Source organism: Sungkyunkwania multivorans, assembly GCF_042675645.1.
Lineage (GTDB): Bacteria > Bacteroidota > Bacteroidia > Flavobacteriales > Flavobacteriaceae > Sungkyunkwania > Sungkyunkwania multivorans.
The window spans coordinates 564,227-583,834 of sequence record NZ_JBHTJH010000017.1; the positions used below are offsets into that span (position 1 = coordinate 564,227).

A 19,608-nucleotide genomic window follows, 5' to 3' on the forward strand; every position below is an offset into this window, starting at 1 on the left:
GGGAGTTGAGTTATTCTTGATAGATGCCGACATAGAGGTCGCCTGCCGAGTTCATGGATGCTCGGTACATCCCGGCGGTGTTAAATTCCATGGCCACATTTCCATTATGGTCAATGGCGATGATACCACCGCTACCACCCAATTCGGGTTGTTTTTTTTGGATGACCTCTTTGGCAGCTTCCTGAAGCGAGATCCCCTTATATTCCATCATTGCGGAAATATCATAGGCAACCACACCTCGAATGTAAAATTCTCCCCATCCCGTAGAGGAAACGGCACAGGAGGCATTATTCGCATATGTTCCGGCACCGATAATGGGAGCATCGCCTACACGTCCCCATCTTTTATTGGTCATCCCTCCGGTTGAGGTTCCAGCGGCGAGATTCCCATTTTTATCTAAGGCTGCACAGCCTACGGTTCCGAATTTTGAATCTTTGATTGCAGGGTCGTAAAAGGCGGTCTGATCATCATGATCGAGCGCTACTTTTTCGCGTTCTTGAGCGCGTTTCAATGATTTCATACGTTCTTCAGTATAGAAATATTCAGGAGCAACCAGTTCCAGGCCTTGTTCTTTGGCAAACTGTTCTGCCCCTTTTCTAGCGAACATCACATGTTCTGATCTTTCCATTACAGCGCGGGCCAAATTGATCGGATTCTTTACCGTGGTCACGCCAGCAACTGCACCCGCATTTAGGGTCTGACCATCCATGATCGACGCGTCGAGCTCATTTTTTCCTTCATTGGTAAATACCGAACCTTTACCTGCATTGAATAAGGGAGAATCCTCCAATACATTGATAGTTTTTTCAACAGCGTCGAGGCTACTGCCGCCTTTTTTCAGAATATCGTACCCAACTTTGATGGCCTCTTCGAGTTTTGCCTTATAGGCAGCCTCTTTTTCTGGGGTCATGTTTTTTCTCAAGATGGTTCCGGCTCCCCCATGAATGACGATCCCAAAATTTTCCATGTTTGGTTTTACCGAGGATTCGGCAATATCTTTAGTGGTTGCTTTCTCTTGTTTACAGGACATCGCCAGAAGAAGAAAAGAACATAATAAGAGTGTTTTTTTCATTTGTAAGTATTTACTGGTTGGGTTTTTTTGGATTTGCTGCTTGCAATAAAGTTAAGAAATTCGACGACCAAAAGTCCTATGCAGTGCGTATAACTTTGTAAGCGTATACTTTTTTCGTAAATGTGTACTAAATTGAATGAGAATCTGTTTTAAGAAAAACACCCAAATCATTTTAAAGCTATGAGATCTCCTGCACATCTATTTAAATACATCTTGCTCATATTGATGTTTGCGTCGTGTTCCTCCGAAAGCACCGAAGAGGAAATACAACTTCAACAGTTGCCATCTGCGAATACGGTAGAATCCGAAATTTTGCAGTTGGTCAATCAGCATAGACAATCAATTGGAAAATCTGTGTTAACCAAAAATAACTTGGCGGAAGAGCTCGCCAGAGATCACACCTTATATATGATATCACAAAACGATATCAGCCATGAATATTTTGATCAGAGAGCCGAACAACTGCAGCGAGAGGCCAATGCCTATGGCGTTGGGGAAAATGTGGCGGCAGGGCAGCCTTCGGCTCAAAGTGTGATGACGGCATGGTTAAACAGTAGTGGACATAAGGCCAATATCGAAGGTAATTATACCCATATCGGCATCAGTGCGATAAAGAATGATCAAGGGGTCTACTATTACACCCAACTCTTTCTTCGGAAATAAATACAAATATTCTTGTACTTTTAGGCTACAAAAAATTGTAGTTATGCGCATAAGAAAACCATTTAACCTTAATGAATGGATCGAGGAGCATCGGGATAGCCTAAAACCACCCGTGGGGAACAAAAATCTTTACAAGGATGCTGGAGACTATATTGTGATGGTGGTTGCAGGGCCTAATGCTCGTAAAGACTATCATTACAATGAGACCGAAGAGCTTTTTTATCAGTTAGAGGGAAATATTGAAGTACATATACAAGAAGACGGGCAGAAGAGAACCATGAAGCTAGGGCCAGGGGATATGTATCTGCATCCTGCCAAAGTACCGCATTCTCCAGAGAGAAAAGCGGGCTCGATCGGCTTGGTAATAGAACGAAAACGAGACAATCTCGAAGGTGAGGATGGACTGCTTTGGTTTTGCGACCATTGCAATAACCAATTACATGCGGTCTATTTCCCGTTGCATGATATCGAAAAGGATTTTTTACAGCATTTTAAGGATTTCTATTCGTCCGAAGAATTACGAACCTGCGACCAATGTGGTGAGGTAATGCCAGTGGATCCGCGTTTTACTGAGGATTGAATATCAATATTTTGTGGCCTAGGGTTTAAACCCTAGGCCTGTATTGTTATCCGAGGTATGATTTAAATCCAGCTATCCCAAGGAATTCTAGAGAGCTAGCCTCACCCCCAAACCCCTCTCCATTGGAGAGGGGAGCACATAGCCTAAGTAATGTGCTAACGGTTATTTACATTACTTTCTTAGAAAGATCTATGATATTCTTACGGTGATTGCTTAGCGCGCAAGTACGATAGGCAAATATTTTGATGATTCCGAAGTTGCTTAAATCCAGCTATCCCAAGGAATTCTAGAGAGCGAGCCTCACCCCCAAACCCCTCTCCATTGGAGAGGGGAGCACATAGTCTAAGTAATGTGCTAACGGTTATTTACATTACTTTCTTAGAAAGATCTATGATATTCTTACGGTGATTGCTTAGCGCGCAAGTACGATAGGCAAATATTTTGATGATTCCGAAGTTGCTTAAATCCAGCTATCCCAAGGAATTCTAGAGAGCAAAAGAATAAGGCCTAGACCATAGAAGATGCTGATGACCTTGAACTTCTGAGTCGAATTGACCTTCTTTTTATGCTTGGACCATCCCATAGTGATAAATACGATTGCTAGTATATTCGTAAAAGGATGTTCTACAAGATACAATCTGGTAAGACTGTCTTTCATCACGTTGACATTGGGATCAGTCCAAAGACTAAATCTGGGAGACACAAAATACAGAACAATTCCGATAAGCAGTTGAATATGTGAAACGATCAAAGCAAAAAGCGAAATACGCAGGTCTTTGGCGTTAAATTCCTTTTTGTTTGAAAACTTTGCGATGGCATTAATGGTAGCAATGATAAGTATCAATAATACTAGATAGGCCCAATAAGAATGAAGAAAGAGTACAGCTTCGTGCATAGTGGTTTAGTTTTTTAGTTAAACAAAGATACTATTTATGACGTATAAAAAAACCCGGCCAAATTGGCCGGGCATCTTTTATGGACTATTCTAATGATTTAGAATTTATATCTAACTGTGAAGTTCCAAGTTCTACCCCATCCAAACTGTCCCCTGTTGCTCGTGTTGATTCCTTTGTAGGTGTCATCACCAGGATTTGCTTGTCTAGCATCACTTAATTCCACAAGATAGATCTCATGCAGAGCGTTGTTGACATTCAATCGTAGGCTGACAGACTTGTCCTTTTCTTTTCCAACAGACCATCTGTACGCTGCTCCAACATCAAGAATATCATATGAAGGCAATTCGAGATTTTCCTTCAATGTTCTGTTTGCATAAAGCTTATCGTAATATCTATAATCTGCATCGAAGCTCAATCCTTGGACAGGCTTGAATACTAGACCAAGACCAGCCGATACCTGTGCTGCGTCACCAACTTTACCGCCGTCAACGTCCGTAACCGTTTCGCTTACTACATTTTGATCTTCATCTCTTTCGAAAACGATGATGTTGTCTACATACTCCCAATTACCAAAAGAAGCAAAACCTCTAAGGTCTAGCATACTCGTTGGGCGTGCAACGAAATCGAATTCTACCCCAGTGTGCAACTGCTTTACGCCTTGATTGGTGAAGAATGAGATCATATTGGTTACATTGTCCACGGTACTATCCGTAGTAACACGATCTTCCCAGCTTGTTCTATAAAGGTTCAAGTTGGCACTAAAGAACTGGCTGCTGTATGCATATCCAGCTTCGAGACCTAGAATTTTTTCATTCTCTGTCAATGGATTCACAAAGTTGGTAAAGTTCAAGTAGATGTTATCGTGATAAGGCTGTCTAGAGTAGTAACCAGCATTCACATAAAAACTGTTGTTTTCATTTAACTTGTAACTACCACCTGCCTTAACGTTAAATCCAAAGTTTGAAACCTTTTCAGATTCTTCTTGACCATCTAGGTACTGATATCTATCCCAACGCTGGTGCCATTGGTTGGATACAGAACCTTGGAAGAAAGCAGAAAAACTGTCATTGGCGTATTCTATCTGTGTAAATAGACCTCCATAAGAAATTCTTTCGCTATAATCATAGTTGATTCTGTGTTCTTCGTCAACGGTGTTGAAAGTAGCCCAATATGGGTTGGCTTTACCAGCTCTAGTTGCGAATACAGGAATGGTCTGTCCCGTAGGGATCACACTGTTCTCTTCAAGGATCTCTCTATCTTCAGTCCAAGTGTTAAGACCTAAAAAGTCATGTACTTGTCTGTAGTGATCTCCTTTATATGTTCTTAGATCGACACCTACGTTCAAATCAATATTTTCGGTAAGCTCTTTGTTCAAGTTAGAAACGATACCATACCAGTTGTGGTTGTTAACAGAGTTTCTTAAGATGGATGCCACGCCGAAGCCACCAACACCAGTTGAGATAGCCTCATTCTGAGCAACTGCTGCATCAAAGTCTTTCTGGCCATTAACTCGTGGGATGAAGTTTCCTCTTGGTCCAACAGAACCACCTCTACCCCAAGATGCGTACAACACAGAAGATAAGCTGGTAGTCTCATCGATATTGAAATCCCAGTTAAGGTTGGCTACTGGTTTGTGGTAATAGTTTGCACGTTCAGTTTTATACTGTCCGTCTAAGAATCCCCAGTTACCATTGTATCTTCTTCCTCTTTCTAAGTAGGTAGAGATACGCTCTCTAAATGCTTGATCGTGCTTTTGTGGAGCACCTGTGATCAAGAAGTTAAAACTGTGTCTGTCATTTGGCTGATATCCAACAGAGAAGAAATAAACTTGTCCTTCTCCAAAAGTACCGTCGTTATATCCATCTCCTTGCCAGTGAGTAAGCAAGGTGCTAAAGCCCCATCCACTTTCAGAAATACCAGTGTTATAAGCAGCTGTGGTCTTCAAATAGTTGTCGTTGGCAATACCGGTTTGTGCAAAACCGCCTTCTCTCATAGAAGTCGTTTTAGTAACGAAGTTGACCGTACCACCAACAGAAGAAATAGCCAATTTGGAAGATCCAAGACCTCTTTGAATTTGGATCGCGTTAGCGATATCTGACATTCCAGACCAGTTGGACCAGAACATTCTTCCATCTTCCATAGAGTTGATCGGTTGTCCATTCAAAAGGTAAGCCGTGTTGTCCTGACCAAAACCTCGAACGCTAATTCTAGAATCTCCGAAACCACCTGTTTGACCAGATACGTAAACAGAAGGTGTGTTTACCAAGGTCATGGTGATGTCTTGAGTTCCGATCTTCTCTTGAATTACATCTGCTGTAACGGTAGATACCGCGATCGGCGTTTGTCTATCCTCTGCCAAGTCAATAATACCAGATCCGATAACAACAACCTCTTCGAGTTCATTGCCTGGTTGGAGTGTAATTGTTCCCAAGTTACCAGCTGCCGAGAAGGCAACGTTTTTCGCCGTAAACCCTACATAAGAAACAACGATAGTTCCGCTAGCGCTACTCACCTCTAACTGGAACTTACCATCAAAATCGGTAGTGGTACCATTGTTGGTACCCTTTACCATTACTGTCGCACCTGGAAGCGGTTCGCGAAGGTCACCATCTACGACCGTACCCGAAATCACTCCTTGTGCGAACGTTGCGGACGCCATAAGAACAAGCGCTGCAAACGAAAAGAACTGTTTAAATAATCTCATTTGTGTTTAGTTTATTTTCCACCGCAAAAGTCTTACTAATTGCGATTTTGCATATTAAGTAAATGTTAAATATCTTAACATTTATCCACAAAAATAGGGGTAAATCTAACAGCCTGATTAGTAGCTGACTTCAATTTATCAGGTAAATTATCAACAGCTATTTTTGATTTTTCTTGAAGAATTTTAGAAGATTTAATGTAGAGGAGTCATGTTTCGCAATCTCATCGCTTTCGATGTCTACTAAAATATTGTTGGCGAGCTGTTTTCCGAGTTCGACGCCCCATTGATCGTAGCTAAAAATATTCCAAATGACACCTTGAACGAAGATCTTGTGTTCGTAAAGGGCGATCAACGCTCCAAGGTTATTCGGAGTTAGTCGGTCGATAAGAATGGTATTGGTAGGCTTATTGCCTTCGAAGACCTTGTAAGGAAGTAATTTTTCTATGGAGGCGTCATCCATATCTTTGGCATTTAGCTCTTCCAAGACCTCTGCTTTGGTCTTTCCGTTGAGCAGTGCCTCGGTCTGCGCAAAGAAATTCGCCATTAGTTTGTTGTGGTGATCTCTGTCTCCGTGCAATGAGTTAATAAAGCCGATAAAATCCGCAGGAATCAATTTTGTTCCTTGATGGATCAATTGAAAGAAAGCATGTTGCGAATTGGTGCCTGGTTCTCCCCAAATTAGGGTGCCGGTCTCATAATTGACGCGATGTCCGTTTCTGTCCACACTTTTTCCATTGCTCTCCATAATTCCCTGCTGGAGGTAGGCAGAAAAACGATTGAGGTATTGTGTATAAGGAATGATCGCTTCGCTTTCGGCATCAAAAAAATTGTTATACCAAATACTCAACAAGGCTAGGATAACAGGTATATTTTTATCGAAATCCTCATTTTTGAAATGCTCATCCATGGCATTGGCTCCTTGAAGCAGGCGATCAAAATTATCGTAACCGACGGCTAAGCTAATGGAGAGTCCGACAGCGCTCCAAAGAGAGAAACGACCGCCTACCCAATCCCACATGGGGAAGACATTTTCTTTGTCAATACCAAATTCGGCGATCTTTGGAAGGTTGGTGGAAACTGCGGCAAAATGCGATGAAATGGCTTTCTCATCCGCAGATCGTAGGAACCAATTGCGAATGGTGGTAGCATTGCTTAATGTTTCTTGAGTGGTAAAGGTCTTTGAGACGATCACGAACAAGGTGGTCTCTGGATTTAAATTCTTAATGACCTCTTGGACATGATCTCCATCGACATTAGACACAAAATGAACATGAAGGTGGTTCTTGTAGAACTTCAATGCCTCTGTGACCATCGCTGGACCAAGGTCAGAACCGCCAATACCGATATTTACGATGTCTGTAAAAGCTTTTCCGGTGTGTCCTTTTTTGGCTCCTGAAATAACAGCGTCTGAGAAGGCTTTGATCTTTTGCTTTACTTCATAGATTTCAGGAACCACATTGGTGCCATCTATTGATATGGAAGCCTCTTTCTTCGCTCTAAGTGCGGTATGCAGTACAGCCCTACCTTCTGTTTCGTTGATCTTGTCTCCCGCAAAATACTTGGAGATGGCGTCTTTCAGCGACGCTTCCTCTGCAAGTTTTAACAGTAGTTCTAGGGTTTTGCCGGTGATTCTATTTTTTGAATAATCGACATAAAAATCTTCCCATTTGATACTGAATTCTTCTGCTCTACCAGGATCACTAGCAAAGAGCTTTTTCATTTCAATATCTTTTATATCTTCAAAGTGGTCTTTAAGAGCGTTCCAGTGGTTGAGTGCGGTAGGGTTATGGCTTTGTAATGGCATTTTGTTGTTGTATGGTGTCGATGATTAGTTCTTCGTTGTCTTTTAATTCTTCTATTTCTGGATAGGAGATACCGTCTAATTGTATTTTGATGCCTTCAATAAACTCTAGGTACCGTGTTTTTAGTGAATCACTGATCGGGTCTGCATCTGGTAGCTTTTGCTTGAAAGGATCGACCTCTCGGCCATTTTTCCAGAAGCGATAACAGACATGCGGCCCACTTGTATTACCGGTCATCCCTACCCAGCCAATGACATCCCCTTGTTTTACAAAGTCTCCGACCTTCACTTTGCGTTTCTTCATATGAAGGTATTGGGTGCTGTAGGTATTGTTGTGTTTGATTTTTACATAGTTGCCGTTTCCACCTCTTCTTTCAGATTTGATGACTGTTCCGCTGGCGGTCGCTAGGATCTGAGAACCAACAGGCGCAGCGAAATCTGTTCCACGATGCGGCCGTATTCTGTTTCCGTAGTAACGGATCCTTCTCTTAAGATTATATCTTGACGAAATTCGACTGAATTGCACAGGTGCTTTTAAGAATGCTCTTCTCAAATTCTTCGCATTCTCGTCAAAATAGTCCACGATCCCTTTGATGCTATCCGTTTGAAAGCGAAATGCATATATCGGTTCTCCTACGTGTTCAAAATAACAAGCTTTGATATCGTCAATTCCTACACTGATCGAGTCATTGATAAACTTTTCGGTATAGATCACCTTGAATTTATCGCCTTCTTGTATGCGAAAGAAATCGATCGTCCATGCATAGATATCGCTCATGTCATAGGCTAGGATCGGACTTAATCCTTGATCTACCATCGTTTGATACAAAGATCCCGATATGATACCAGAGGCGGTTTTCTCTTCGATCCTTATCGGTTTTCTGTCGATATAGGTTTTGATAGAATCTTGGAAGTCGATCACCACGTATTCCACGCGATTGGGTTGATAGATAAAACATTGTGGACGCTGAAGGGAATCGCCTTTAGAGCATAATAGCGTATAGGGTTTGCCTACTTGAAGTCTTCGGATGTCGAAAGTGTCTTTAGCGTTTTCTGCTATTTGAAAGATTTTGGGATAGCCAATATTATTTCGTTCCAGGATCTCTCCAAAACTATCGCCAGACCTTATGGTGTCTCGTTTTACTACGTAGTTGTTCAGATCAAAACCAAACTCCATCACTTTAACGGGCTCAACCACGGGCGCTTCTTCAACCGCAACAGGGGCTGTTACTTTTGTCTCCTTCTTACATGCAGCCAATGAAAGTATCATTAGCAAGCTCCATACTACCTTTTTCAATGCTTTAAATTTATTTATCAGGATTAAAAACATGTTCTACCCATTGTTTTCCCCAATCCTCCTTCTCATTTTCGGTCCAAATATCTGGAAAAAAGATGATCTTCTGAAAACTAGGAGGTAAAAAGTCTTTCCAGTTCGTTCCTCCAGTGGCATCGATGGTTTTTTTATCCTTCCGCAAATATCTGTAGGCCGATCCCATATGCATCAATGGCCAATTCACATTGGCATTCAGATCGAGTTCCCTCAATGCTTTTATAAGATGTTCGTTTTGTTTGATCTCTTCGGGTAGTTGCAGGTATTTATCGTAGATAGTGGTGTCCTTGACCGCTTTGGCTATTCGCATAAAACGCGGCGTGTAGCGATATTCAAATTGTTTCAGCGTGAGCGTCTTTTCCCCTGTTTTCAAGTCGGTCGCTCCTTTTTTCCAATAGATGTCCTCGTAGAGTTCTTCCAAACTGCTTTTAGAAGAAGAGCTGGCTCTTTGCGTGTGATGTACCAAATTGATAATCGGGGTGGAATAGAATTCGATCATTCTATATTGGGCCGATTGAAATCCGCTTGCGGGCAAGAGCGACATGCGGTAATGCAAAAATTGCTCTCGCTCCATGCCAGTGATCATAATTTCGAAGGAAGAGATCAAGGCCTTGAAATAATTGTTGATACGACCTATTCGGTTGATGAAGAACTCGGCGCGTTGGAGCTTGTCGTCGATGATCTGTTTTTGCTCGTGAATGATAAGTTTAAAGTAAAGCTCTGTGATCTGATGATACATGATAAAGATCTCTTCATCAGGAAAATAGGTACGCGGAATCTGTAGGCTTAATAAGGTATCTAGATGAATATAATCCCAATAGGTCAGATAGCGTTGATGTAATAGGCCATCTAAATAGGAGCCCATATCCTGACCAGAATTCGCAAATTTTTCTTGTAGCTTTTCAATCTTTTTGGCGATCTCTGGTGTAATCTCCATGTTATGTCTATTTTTTGACCTTTATTTTAAAAGAATGCTTAAGTCCTTTAAAGGCGTTCAGGTCTGCCTTTATAGAGCCTACCGCGATATCGGCTTTGATTCGTAATGGAATTTTATTCTTATCATTAGAGACCCAAAGTGTCAAACTCTCCTGTTCTTTAAAGACCCTTCCAGCTTGGACATACGGTCTAAATTTTAGCGACTCGACCTTCCCAAATTTAGTTCTGATGGTCTCCTTTCCTAAATATTTTAGCTTGAACTTAAAGGTTTCCTTATCAAAGAACATATCCAACTCAATAGATTCACCAACTTTGATGTCGCTTATATCGTAGTTGTTCCTCAAGTAATAGAATGCAGATAGCAGATCTTGCACGTCCCGGCCAACGGCATGAGAAGTCTTCTGCTTGTGCTTCTTATCATTTACGTGTGCTGTATTGGTGGACTGATCAAAGTTGATCTCAATATCTTTGGTATATCCGCCCTCGTCTATATTCCTGACAAATTTATACGGCCGGCCGGTTGCCTTATCGAAATAGCTCTCGTAATGATCCTCGACCCTAAAGAAAAGTCGGGCGAGACCAGTAGTGCGTCCATAACCTTTTACATGGAAAACATCTTTTCCATCCAAGTTCTTTTCTTTTACCTCTAAAGTCGCATAGCTTGCGTTGAATATTCCATAGTGAATTCTAAACTGAAACCACTCTCCGGATTGAAAGGCACTTTCCTTCAATCTCAAAGGCGCCAGTTTGTTGCTGGTCACTTGCGATTGTCCATGTGCTGAGGCAATTAAGACGATTGATAATATGACAAAAATCCTTTTCATAATAGAATAAGTAGGTGTAAAAATAATAAAATCAAGCACATAATCTTATATGTGTGTTAAAGCATTAACAAGGATTGTTCCAAAAATTCAAATTATTGAGGGAAGGCTCAAATATGGGAAGTGCGTTCGACGGGTAGAAAGGGAGATAAAATAGAAAGGCCCGGTGCTACGACCAGGCCTTTCATTAACCAACCAAAACTTTAAATTATGAAAACTTCACTTAAAGTTTGCAAAAGGGAACCACCCGCTTTTGCGGCTGCAAATTTACGACACGAATTTTATTATGTACGCATAGTAAATGAACTTTAACATACTTTTATCAGTAATGCATGCTGAGAAGGCATTTATTGAGAAGTTTTCAAGAAAATGAAGTTTTTATAACGTTCCTCGCATCTCTTGTTCACGCTCTATCGCTTCAAATAAAGCTTTGAAATTACCCTTTCCGAAGGATTGCGCCCCTTTTCTTTGAATGATCTCGAAGAACATCGTTGGACGGTCCAGGACGGGCTTAGTAAACAATTGTAGCAAATAGCCTTCCTCGTCGCGGTCGATCAAAATTCCTAACTCCTTTAATGGAGCCAGGTCCTCATCGATCTTTCCCACCCTGTCCAGCACGTCGTCATAATAGTTTTCTGGGACGTACAAGAATTCTACCCCTCTATTCTTGAGTTGAGTTACAGTTTCAATGATATTATCTGTAGCCAAGGCGATGTGTTGCACTCCGGCACCGTTGTAAAAATCGATGTATTCTTCGATCTGTGATTTTTTGCGACCTTCGGCCGGTTCGTTGATAGGAAATTTGATTCGGCCATTGCCATTGCTCATTACTTTGCTCATCAAGGCCGTGTATTCTGTAGAGATATCGTCGTCGTCGAAAGAGATCAATTGTGCAAACCCCATCACCTTGGCATAGAACTCGCACCATTTGTTCATCTCGTTCCAGCCCACATTGCCGACCATATGGTCGATATACTTGAGACCTACTTCTTCGGTCTTATAATCTGGATTCCAAGGCTTGAATCCTGGCATAAATACGCCTTTATAGTTTTTTCTTTCTACAAAGATGTGTAAGGTTTCCCCATAGGTATGTATGCCCGAAAGCGTCACAGAACCGTTTTCATCGCTTACGGTCTTTGGCTCCATATAGGATTTGGCACCTCTTTTGGTGGTCTCTTGGTAACTTTTGGTGGCATCATCGACCCAAAGGGCCACGACCTTTACGCCATCGCCATGCGCGTCTATATGTTGATTGATCTCTCCTCCAGATTGCAGAGGAGAAGTCAATACCAAACGGATCTTATCTTGTTGTAAAACATAACTCACCCGGTCTTTAACTCCTGTTTCAAGCCCCGCATACGCTACTGGTTGAAATCCCCAGGCAGATTGATAATAGTGTGCAGCCTGTTTTGCATTGCCCACATAAAGTTCTACATAATCGGTGCCCAAAAGTGGGAGAAAATCTTCCGCTTCCGGAACTATCTTTTCAAGTTGTTGTGATGTTGTATCTGTTGCCATTGTTCTTTTGTTTGATAGATTAAAAAATAAATGATCTGAATGATTGAAAAGGCACATTCAAATTACCACATGGCTCTAAGATGAGGCGTTATGTCTACTCTAAAATTTAGCATCTAAAAGATGTTTCAAAATAACGAGTTCTTATCTCCTTATAAAGATACCAACTCTTTTTTAGTTTTCCTCGATTACTTCGATTTCAATGGTATCTATCTTCAAAGTATCTTTTTCAAGGGTTTCGGATTCGTAGTATTCCCAATCATTGTCGTTATCCAATGAATCATTGTACTCTTCATAGTTGTAATCATCCTCAAAGGCATCACGCTGAGCAGCATCGTAAAGGGCTGTGCCCACGATAGTACCGTAGAAGATGAAATAGCCGATCCAAAAAAGCAACTGGACCCCTGAGATGATGATGGCGGTGATGCTGATGATCCTAGAGGCATTTACATTACCTCTGCTCTGAGGACTAAAGTTTTCTGGGGCCTCTCTAAAGAGTTTCAGGCTCTTGTTGGCCATCGACAAGGCGATTATGGCCAGCGTAAGGGCGATCACCGGGCCAATTCCGCAGCAACAACCAACAAAAACAATGACGGCTGCGATTATAGAAAGAACTAAGGAAGTTGAATCTGCAGGTAATTTTTGATTGTTCATCTTAAACGATTAGATTGAAAGATCAAAAATAGCCAATCTCAAAAGAATCCAAACTTTTATTTTTCAAGCGATTATTCCAACCACGATCTAAAATATGTATCGTCCGCAATTTTCAGTGCTTCCTCCGTGACCTTCAACGGTTTAAAGGTGTCGACCATCACGGCGAGTTCCTCGGTTTCGGTTTGCCCAATGCTTCGCTCCACAGCACCTGGATGTGGCCCATGCGGAATTCCTGCAGGATGTAAGGAAATATGGCCAGCCTCGATATCATTTCTGCTCATAAAGTCCCCATCTACATAATACAATACTTCATCACTATCGATGTTGCTATGGTTATATGGCGCTGGAATGCTTTGCGGATGGTAATCATAGAGGCGCGGTACAAAACTACATACTACAAAGGCATCGGTCTCAAAGGTCTGATGCACTGGTGGTGGTTGGTGAATTCGTCCGGTAATGGGTTCAAAATCGTGTATGCTGAAGGCGTAGGGATAATTGAAACCATCATAGCCCACCACATCGAATGGATGTGTTGCATAGACCATATCAAAGATATCATCTTGCTTTTTTACTTTGATCAAGAATTCCCCTTTTTCATCGTAGGTCTCTAACTCTTGAGGTCTTCGAATATCGCGTTCGCAGAATGGTGAATGTTCTAATAATTGCCCAAACCAATTACGGTATCGCTTAGGCGTGTAGATGGGTCGATACGATTCCACGATGAATAGACGATTGTCTTCGGTATCAAAATCTAACTTATAGATGACACCTCTTGGCACCAGAAGATAGTCGCCATATTTGAAATCCAAGTTTCCTAAAAAAGTGCGAAGTTTTCCAGTTCCCTTGTGGATAAAGATGAGTTCGTCAGCGTCGGTGTTCTTGTAAAAGTAATCTTTGGTGCTATGCTTTGGTGCAGCAAGGATGATGTTGCAGTCACTATTGGTCAAAACCACCTTGCGGCTCTTTAAATAATCGTTTTCTGGCGGGACTTGAAATCCTCGGAAACGATAGGATTGCATATTGTTGGCCTTTGCCACCTTTGGAGCAACGCTATATTGGGCCCTTATTTCTTTGACCTGTGTAGGTCGATGCTCGTGATATATATTTGACGACATCCCGTCAAAACCGATCGTGCCAAACAATTGTTCATAATACAGGTCGCCATTTGGTTTGCGAAAGATGGTATGTCTTTTGGGTGGAATGTTTCCTAGTTGATGATAGAATGGCATAGTGTTAATTTGAAAGTTACAAGATTAGAAAATTTGAAAATGGTGGGTTTGTCAAAAAATTTAACTGACATCATTTCAATTATGTCAAATTTCTACGAACCTCACTCAGGATTGCGTTTGATCAGGTAGTTCAAATGCGATAAAAGTCCTTGCCAAATACTTTTCATGTCTTACAAATATCGGAAATAAAACGCTTGAATGGTAATTTAATAAAAATCGAATTCTCTTACTTTGTAACAAAGTTCGAATGTGACCTACATATTAAACAAAATGACCTAATTATGGATAACGAATTGATCAAAGAGGAAAGTTGGTGGAAACGCAATTGGAAATGGTTTGTGCCACTTGGAGGCTGTTTAACAATGATCATTCTATTTGTGGTTTTTATCGGCAGTGTATTCTTTGGCGTTACCAATGCTTTAGAGAAATCAGAGCCCTACCAAGTGGCATTAGAGAAGGCGAACGCAGATGGATATATCACAGAACAGTTGGGGACACCCATAAAAAAGGATGGAGTGATCCAAGGCAATTACCGATGGAACAACGGTCAAAAATCTGCAGAGATAAAAGTGCCTGTCGCGGGACCCAAGGGGAGTGGCCTGCTGTATGTGAATGCTACCGGTGAGGATGAAGAGTGGACTTATACCGAGATGAAACTATCGCTTGATAAGACCGCTGAGGTGATCGATTTGATGGAGAATGTTGAGCGGGAAATCGCCCCTGATAACTATTGATTCAAATCAAAGAGTTTGTTCAATTCTTCCTTTGTCATTTTTTTGAGCGAAGGGCGGTACTTTTGAGAGGAGCTTATGGAGATTGTTTCTCTCGAGCCGAAAATCTTCTCATCTTTTATAGCAAGAATTATCAGGTCGAATGATACATTGATAGGGATGTCAACGATGATCTTTCCTTCGGTATTCTCAAATAAATTTAAAACGGTGTTTTGGGTTTTATCCAATAAATAAAGCTGCGAAAAAAAGGCATCCTTTTCGACTTCAATCTCCAGTGTCACACGCTCTAAATTTTTAGGGTAAAACCTATCCACGTTGATCCAATCCAGTTTTTTGAGATATACCACCTCATATAGTTGATCTATAAGTTGAATGGATCGATCTATTTGGATGGTTCGCAAAGCGACGCTTGTATACGCATGCAAAGTGTCGTTGATCACAACCAATGAATCAGCATTTTTATAAGACGTTCTAAATTCACTGATTGATTGCCGCTTTAAGGTGTCAATATTTACGGAATCTATTAGTCTGTATATTGCGTAGGCTTCGTCGAATGCCAAATATGAAAAGTCTCTATGAAGAATAACAGGATATTTTTTGTCTTGCAGTGATACGTCAGACTCCTTCCAATTCATATATTCGTTGTTTTCACGCTCCCCATAAAATAGTTGCATAGGCTCCTCAGCGATTCGAGGAAATTCCACCTTAATACTTTTCCCTTCTTTGATTTTTAGAGCCTCTCCGTTTGAATACATTGCTATGCGATAGGCACCACCAGATATTAACCATCTTCCATTAGAAACGGTCTGAGCATTCGCTTTGAGTAGCTCTTCTTTGGTAGTGAGCTCTGTCAATGAAACAGTAATGCTGTCACCAATTTCTCCGTTCTCCGAGATGAGATTTTCAGGATTTACATAGATTCTAGTTCCTCTATCTCCTACAACCAACTGGGTGCCGTTCGAAGGGACTGTAAAATTTTGGGCAGTAACTTCATTTTCTTTAAGAACTTCAAAGAGTAGTTTTTCTGAAGGGTCTTTTTTACAGCTGGTAAAGAGAGTGGCAATGATTAGTAAAAGAGTAATTATCCTCATATTTTATGGTTTTGGAAGGTATAATATCAACTACCATGCCTAAACCAGCTCCAAAGCGGCCTCGATAGCGTCATAGATATGCCTTAATTGTTGGTCTGTAATTATATAAGGTGCCAAGATATAAATGGTATTTCCCAAAGGCCGCAAAAAGACGCCATGTTTCATAAAGTGATCGAATAACCGGTCTCGAAGGTTACCGTAGCGATCCATCTTCACATTCAGGTCCAGAGCGTAAATGATGCCGCATTGCCTTGTTGAGGCTACTTTCTTGTGGTGTTTGATCTGTTCGTCAAAGGCCTGGTGCGATCTGATGATGCGCGTAATATTATCTTGAATCTCTTTCGACCTCAAGAGCTCTATCCCAGCCAAGGCCGCGGAGCAAGCCAACGGATTTGCGGTATAGGTGTGGCCATGAAAAAGCCCTTTCGCTATATCATCACTATAAAAGGCATCATACACCTTTTGGGTACAACTTGTAATGGCCATAGGCACCAAACCGGCTGTCAAGGCCTTGCTCATGCAGATCACATCTGGTTTGTTTAACATATGGTCGCTAGCAAAGTAACTCCCTGTTTTGCCAAATCCCGTCATCACCTCATCTGCGATGGTGATCACATCATGTTCGCTACAAAGCCTCAAAAGTCGGCAGAGCCCTTTGGCATGATGCATCTTCATGGCTGCTGCTCCCTGTACCAAAGGCTCATAGATAAAACCGGCGATATTTTCTTTTTCGATCAGTGATTCTAATTGCTCATACACTTCTTGATCGTTGGAGCCATCGGGTACTGGAATTCGTGCTACCTGAATGAAAAATTCTTCAAAGGGACCGTTATATACCGAAAGTCCAGAGACCGACATCGCACCAAAGGTGTCGCCATGAAACCCTTCTTCAAAGGCGACTAGGGTATTTCGTTTTTCGCCTTTATTAAAATGATATTGCAACGCCATCTTAAGACCGATCTCCGTGGCAGTGGACCCATTGTCTGAAAAGAAAAGTTTTTGCTGATTTTTTGGAAGTATCTCTATCAAAGCCTCTGAAAGCTGCACGGCTGGCTCATGGGTAAAACCACTGAACACTACTTGATCAAGCGTTTGCATTTGCTCGGTAACCTTGCCAGTGATATACGGGTTACAATGACCATACATGCTGGTATACCACGAAGCAATGCCGTCGACATATTCCTTGCCGTTTTCGTCCCAAAGCACAGCTCCTTTTGCCTTGGTGATGGCCAGCATCTTTGAATGTAACTTGTGTTGGGTGAGTGGATGCCACAGGTGTTTTTGGTCTCTTTCAGAAAGGTTTTTTGTTGCCATCAACGTCATTTTAGTTACTTTTACAAAGATGCGGAAATAATTAGTTACTGGCATGCTGAAAAACCTTTTCACCCATCTTCTTCCCAAGAAAAAAATAAGTGGTAGAATTCTTTTTACGGTGTTTGCGTTGTTGGCACTTGTAATGCGCTTTCCCTTTTTCTTCAGGGATTATATCGACAAAGATGAGAGCACCTTCATTTTGATGGGGCAGGCCTGGGTCGATGGAAATTTGCCTTACACAATGCTTTGGGATCTAAAGCCCCCATTGGTTTTTGCTTTCTTTGCAGCAATCATTTACTTCTTTGGAAAGAGCTTTTTCGCGATACGATTGGCAGGCGTCCTAGTCGTCGCGATCACGTCCTTCTTTGTCGAAAGGATCGGAAGTAAAGTTCATAGCTGCCGTGTCGGCCTTTGGTCTGGAATTCTCTATGTCATCTTTTCTAGTGCCTTCGGAAGTTTGCAGGGCGTGATGTCTGAACATTTATCAATGATCTTCTTTGTTCCCGCTATCTGGGTGTTGATCCGTAACGATAACACCCTTCGTTTTTTGTGGTCGGGCTTGTTGTTCGGCGCCGCCTTGATGATGAAGATCAATCTTGCATATGCCGTTTTGCTGGTCGGTACGTATGCCCTTTACTTAGCCTATAAAGACAAGAGAGGAAAAGGGCTGATCATTAGTTCGTTGTACTTTTCTCTTGGAATCGCCATTCCTATAGGGAGCACCTATCTTCCCTACCACCTAAATAACATTTCAGAGATCTGGTGGAATTCGGTGATAGCAGCATCCCTTCAATATAACGCTGCCAAAGATGGGAATTTCCTCAAGACCCTGATGATCGTCGTACCGATGCTCCTGCTTTCTGCTTTCTTTGTGTTGAAAAGTGAACGTTGGAAGGTCATGGCTACCCAGCGAAAGTATCTGTTCATGTTGCTATTGGCACTCGCGGGAATACTGTTTTCTTTTGTGAAGATCGGCAAACTAAATGGGCACTACTTGATCCAGGCACATGCCATTCTGGTGATATTCGTTTGCATCGCCTGTACACGAATGCCTAAATTTAATTATAGGCCACTGTTGATCATATTTTTATTGGGAGTACAAGCGGAAGCTGTCAAAGAATATATGTTGATCGGAAAAAGAGCGGTAGCTGGCAAGTCTTTGTATAATGGAGAAGGGATAGAGATTCCTGTTCATCTAACAGAAAAATATGGCGATGTCGAAAGTGTCTATTTTATCAATTATCATATCGGATATTGGTTACTTGATACAGAACCAATAACCATGGCCGTGACGCATCCATCAAATATAGTGAGGGACGATCTATATCCTTTTATGAATAATCCTCGAAAGAATGCGATGGAGGAGATCGATCATATAATGAAGAAATTGCGACCTACGTTTGTGATCACAAAGTATCGATATCATTTTTTCTTGGATAAAGAAGACCCTGAGGACGTCTATTTCAAATATTTCCTAGATAACGATTATGAATTGACCGACACTATTGGACAGGGGTATGTTTTTAAAAGAAAACCCATCGATGATTAAATACTGATCAAGGTGTGCTTAAACTTTTCGGCATAGGAAGCGATGACTTCTTTATTGAACGTCTGTTCTTCATCGATGCGCCCGATAACGGGCACACCCGACATCTTCTTGATGATGCTTTCGGTGTACGTATTTTCTTTCCCGCTAAAAAGTATGTGTACATCTCGACCAATATCTTTCAGTAATCCCACCGTTAATAGGGTGTGGTTAATACTTCCCAAATAGTGTCTAGAGACCACGATCACTTTGTCGGTTGGTTGCATGAGGTCTAAAATGGTGTGTTTGTCGTTCAAAGGAACAAGCAAACCACCCGCCCCTTCAATGACCAAATTATTTTTGGTTCGAGGTTCTGTGATCTTATCTATAGAAATTTCAACACCCTCAATATGAGCCGCTGCATGAGGGCTCATAGGTGTTCGAAGCGCATAGCTGTTTGGGTGGATGACCGAATTTCCATTGGAAATCAGGTTTTTTACCTTGTGAGAATCAGAGTTCTCCAACTCGCCAGCCTGAATCGGCTTCCAATAATCCGCCTCCAACGCCTCTACGATAATTGCTGAGGCGATGGTCTTTCCGACGTCAGTTGAAATACCGGTAACAAATATTTTCTTTTTCATAGGGAATCCACAAGCATCAGATCAAGTATAGCAATAATGTTACAAAGCTAGAGAATAGTTGATAAAATTAAACACTTAGTTTTCAGAATTATAGATTTTGCAAAG

General features: G+C 41.6%; 17 protein-coding genes. 4 read left to right on the plus strand and 13 right to left on the minus strand.

Annotation, left to right across the window (positions count from 1 at the left end; all coding sequences use genetic code 11):
* Nucleotides 1–10: 10 nt before the first annotated feature.
* Nucleotides 11–1,072: an isoaspartyl peptidase/L-asparaginase family protein gene (locus ACFQ1M_RS13970; protein WP_386409243.1), complete on the minus strand. Its 1,062-nt coding sequence runs from the start codon at nucleotides 1,070–1,072 to the stop codon at nucleotides 11–13.
* A gap of 180 nt (nucleotides 1,073–1,252) precedes the next feature.
* On the opposite strand from ACFQ1M_RS13970, the gene ACFQ1M_RS13975 reads away from it, so the two are divergent.
* Together ACFQ1M_RS13975 and ACFQ1M_RS13980 are read left to right on the plus strand one after the other, a co-directional pair.
* Nucleotides 1,253–1,735, plus strand: a complete 483-nt coding sequence (locus ACFQ1M_RS13975; RefSeq protein ID WP_386409245.1) for a CAP domain-containing protein — start codon at nucleotides 1,253–1,255, stop codon at nucleotides 1,733–1,735.
* A 43-nt stretch (nucleotides 1,736–1,778) separates the two neighbouring features.
* Complete coding sequence (locus tag ACFQ1M_RS13980) at nucleotides 1,779–2,315, plus strand: 3-hydroxyanthranilate 3,4-dioxygenase (protein ID WP_386409247.1); 537 nt, start codon at nucleotides 1,779–1,781, stop codon at nucleotides 2,313–2,315.
* 460 nt (nucleotides 2,316–2,775) lie between these two features.
* Here ACFQ1M_RS13980 and ACFQ1M_RS13985 read toward each other — a convergent pair whose 3' ends face one another.
* The 9 genes from ACFQ1M_RS13985 to ACFQ1M_RS14025 form a co-directional block, all read right to left on the minus strand.
* Nucleotides 2,776–3,210 carry a hypothetical protein gene (locus tag ACFQ1M_RS13985; protein WP_386409249.1) on the minus strand — a complete coding sequence of 145 codons (435 nt, stop codon included), beginning with the start codon at nucleotides 3,208–3,210 and terminating at the stop codon, nucleotides 2,776–2,778.
* Nucleotides 3,211–3,308: 98 nt separating this feature from the next.
* The gene (locus ACFQ1M_RS13990; protein WP_386409251.1) at nucleotides 3,309–5,915 is read right to left on the minus strand and encodes a TonB-dependent receptor; all 2,607 of its coding nucleotides are present in this window, start codon (nucleotides 5,913–5,915) and stop codon (nucleotides 3,309–3,311) included.
* 157 nt (nucleotides 5,916–6,072) lie between these two features.
* Nucleotides 6,073–7,719 carry a glucose-6-phosphate isomerase gene (gene pgi / locus ACFQ1M_RS13995; RefSeq protein WP_386409253.1) on the minus strand — a complete coding sequence of 549 codons (1,647 nt, stop codon included), beginning with the start codon at nucleotides 7,717–7,719 and terminating at the stop codon, nucleotides 6,073–6,075.
* Nucleotides 7,700–8,986 (minus strand): peptidoglycan DD-metalloendopeptidase family protein, encoded by a 1,287-nt coding sequence (locus ACFQ1M_RS14000; protein ID WP_386410878.1) that lies wholly within the window; start codon nucleotides 8,984–8,986, stop codon nucleotides 7,700–7,702. Before ACFQ1M_RS14000 ends, pgi begins: the two co-directional genes overlap by 20 nt.
* A 37-nt stretch (nucleotides 8,987–9,023) precedes the next feature.
* Complete coding sequence (locus ACFQ1M_RS14005) at nucleotides 9,024–9,983, minus strand: tryptophan 2,3-dioxygenase family protein (protein ID WP_386409255.1); 960 nt, start codon at nucleotides 9,981–9,983, stop codon at nucleotides 9,024–9,026.
* Between the two features lie 7 nt (nucleotides 9,984–9,990).
* Complete coding sequence (locus ACFQ1M_RS14010) at nucleotides 9,991–10,806, minus strand: DUF3108 domain-containing protein (RefSeq protein ID WP_386409257.1); 816 nt, start codon at nucleotides 10,804–10,806, stop codon at nucleotides 9,991–9,993.
* A 375-nt stretch (nucleotides 10,807–11,181) separates the two neighbouring features.
* On the minus strand, nucleotides 11,182–12,321 hold the full coding sequence (gene hppD / locus ACFQ1M_RS14015; protein ID WP_386409259.1) for a 4-hydroxyphenylpyruvate dioxygenase: 1,140 nt from the start codon (nucleotides 12,319–12,321) through the stop codon (nucleotides 11,182–11,184).
* Between the two features lie 171 nt (nucleotides 12,322–12,492).
* Nucleotides 12,493–12,972: a CCC motif membrane protein gene (locus ACFQ1M_RS14020; protein WP_386409263.1), complete on the minus strand. Its 480-nt coding sequence runs from the start codon at nucleotides 12,970–12,972 to the stop codon at nucleotides 12,493–12,495.
* Between the two features lie 71 nt (nucleotides 12,973–13,043).
* The gene (locus tag ACFQ1M_RS14025; RefSeq protein WP_386409265.1) at nucleotides 13,044–14,201 is read right to left on the minus strand and encodes a homogentisate 1,2-dioxygenase; all 1,158 of its coding nucleotides are present in this window, start codon (nucleotides 14,199–14,201) and stop codon (nucleotides 13,044–13,046) included.
* A gap of 281 nt (nucleotides 14,202–14,482) precedes the next feature.
* Between ACFQ1M_RS14025 and ACFQ1M_RS14030 the strand changes: the two genes are divergently transcribed.
* Complete coding sequence (locus ACFQ1M_RS14030) at nucleotides 14,483–14,935, plus strand: cytochrome c oxidase assembly factor Coa1 family protein (protein ID WP_386409267.1); 453 nt, start codon at nucleotides 14,483–14,485, stop codon at nucleotides 14,933–14,935.
* Here the strand turns inward: ACFQ1M_RS14030 and ACFQ1M_RS14035 are convergent.
* Both ACFQ1M_RS14035 and bioA read right to left on the minus strand, forming a co-directional pair.
* Nucleotides 14,929–16,023 carry a hypothetical protein gene (locus ACFQ1M_RS14035; protein WP_386409269.1) on the minus strand — a complete coding sequence of 365 codons (1,095 nt, stop codon included), beginning with the start codon at nucleotides 16,021–16,023 and terminating at the stop codon, nucleotides 14,929–14,931. The genes ACFQ1M_RS14030 and ACFQ1M_RS14035 overlap by 7 nt on opposite strands.
* A 39-nt stretch (nucleotides 16,024–16,062) precedes the next feature.
* Nucleotides 16,063–17,337 (minus strand): adenosylmethionine--8-amino-7-oxononanoate transaminase, encoded by a 1,275-nt coding sequence (gene bioA, locus ACFQ1M_RS14040; RefSeq protein WP_386409271.1) that lies wholly within the window; start codon nucleotides 17,335–17,337, stop codon nucleotides 16,063–16,065.
* 52 nt (nucleotides 17,338–17,389) lie between these two features.
* Here bioA and ACFQ1M_RS14045 point away from each other — a divergent pair, with 52 nt between their 5' ends.
* Nucleotides 17,390–18,886 carry an ArnT family glycosyltransferase gene (locus ACFQ1M_RS14045; RefSeq protein WP_386409273.1) on the plus strand — a complete coding sequence of 499 codons (1,497 nt, stop codon included), beginning with the start codon at nucleotides 17,390–17,392 and terminating at the stop codon, nucleotides 18,884–18,886.
* On the opposite strand, the gene bioD is transcribed toward ACFQ1M_RS14045, so the two are convergent.
* On the minus strand, nucleotides 18,883–19,503 hold the full coding sequence (bioD, locus tag ACFQ1M_RS14050) for a dethiobiotin synthase (protein WP_386409275.1): 621 nt from the start codon (nucleotides 19,501–19,503) through the stop codon (nucleotides 18,883–18,885). The two genes, ACFQ1M_RS14045 and bioD, sit on opposite strands and share 4 nt — an antisense overlap.
* Between the last annotated feature and the right edge of the window lie 105 nt (nucleotides 19,504–19,608).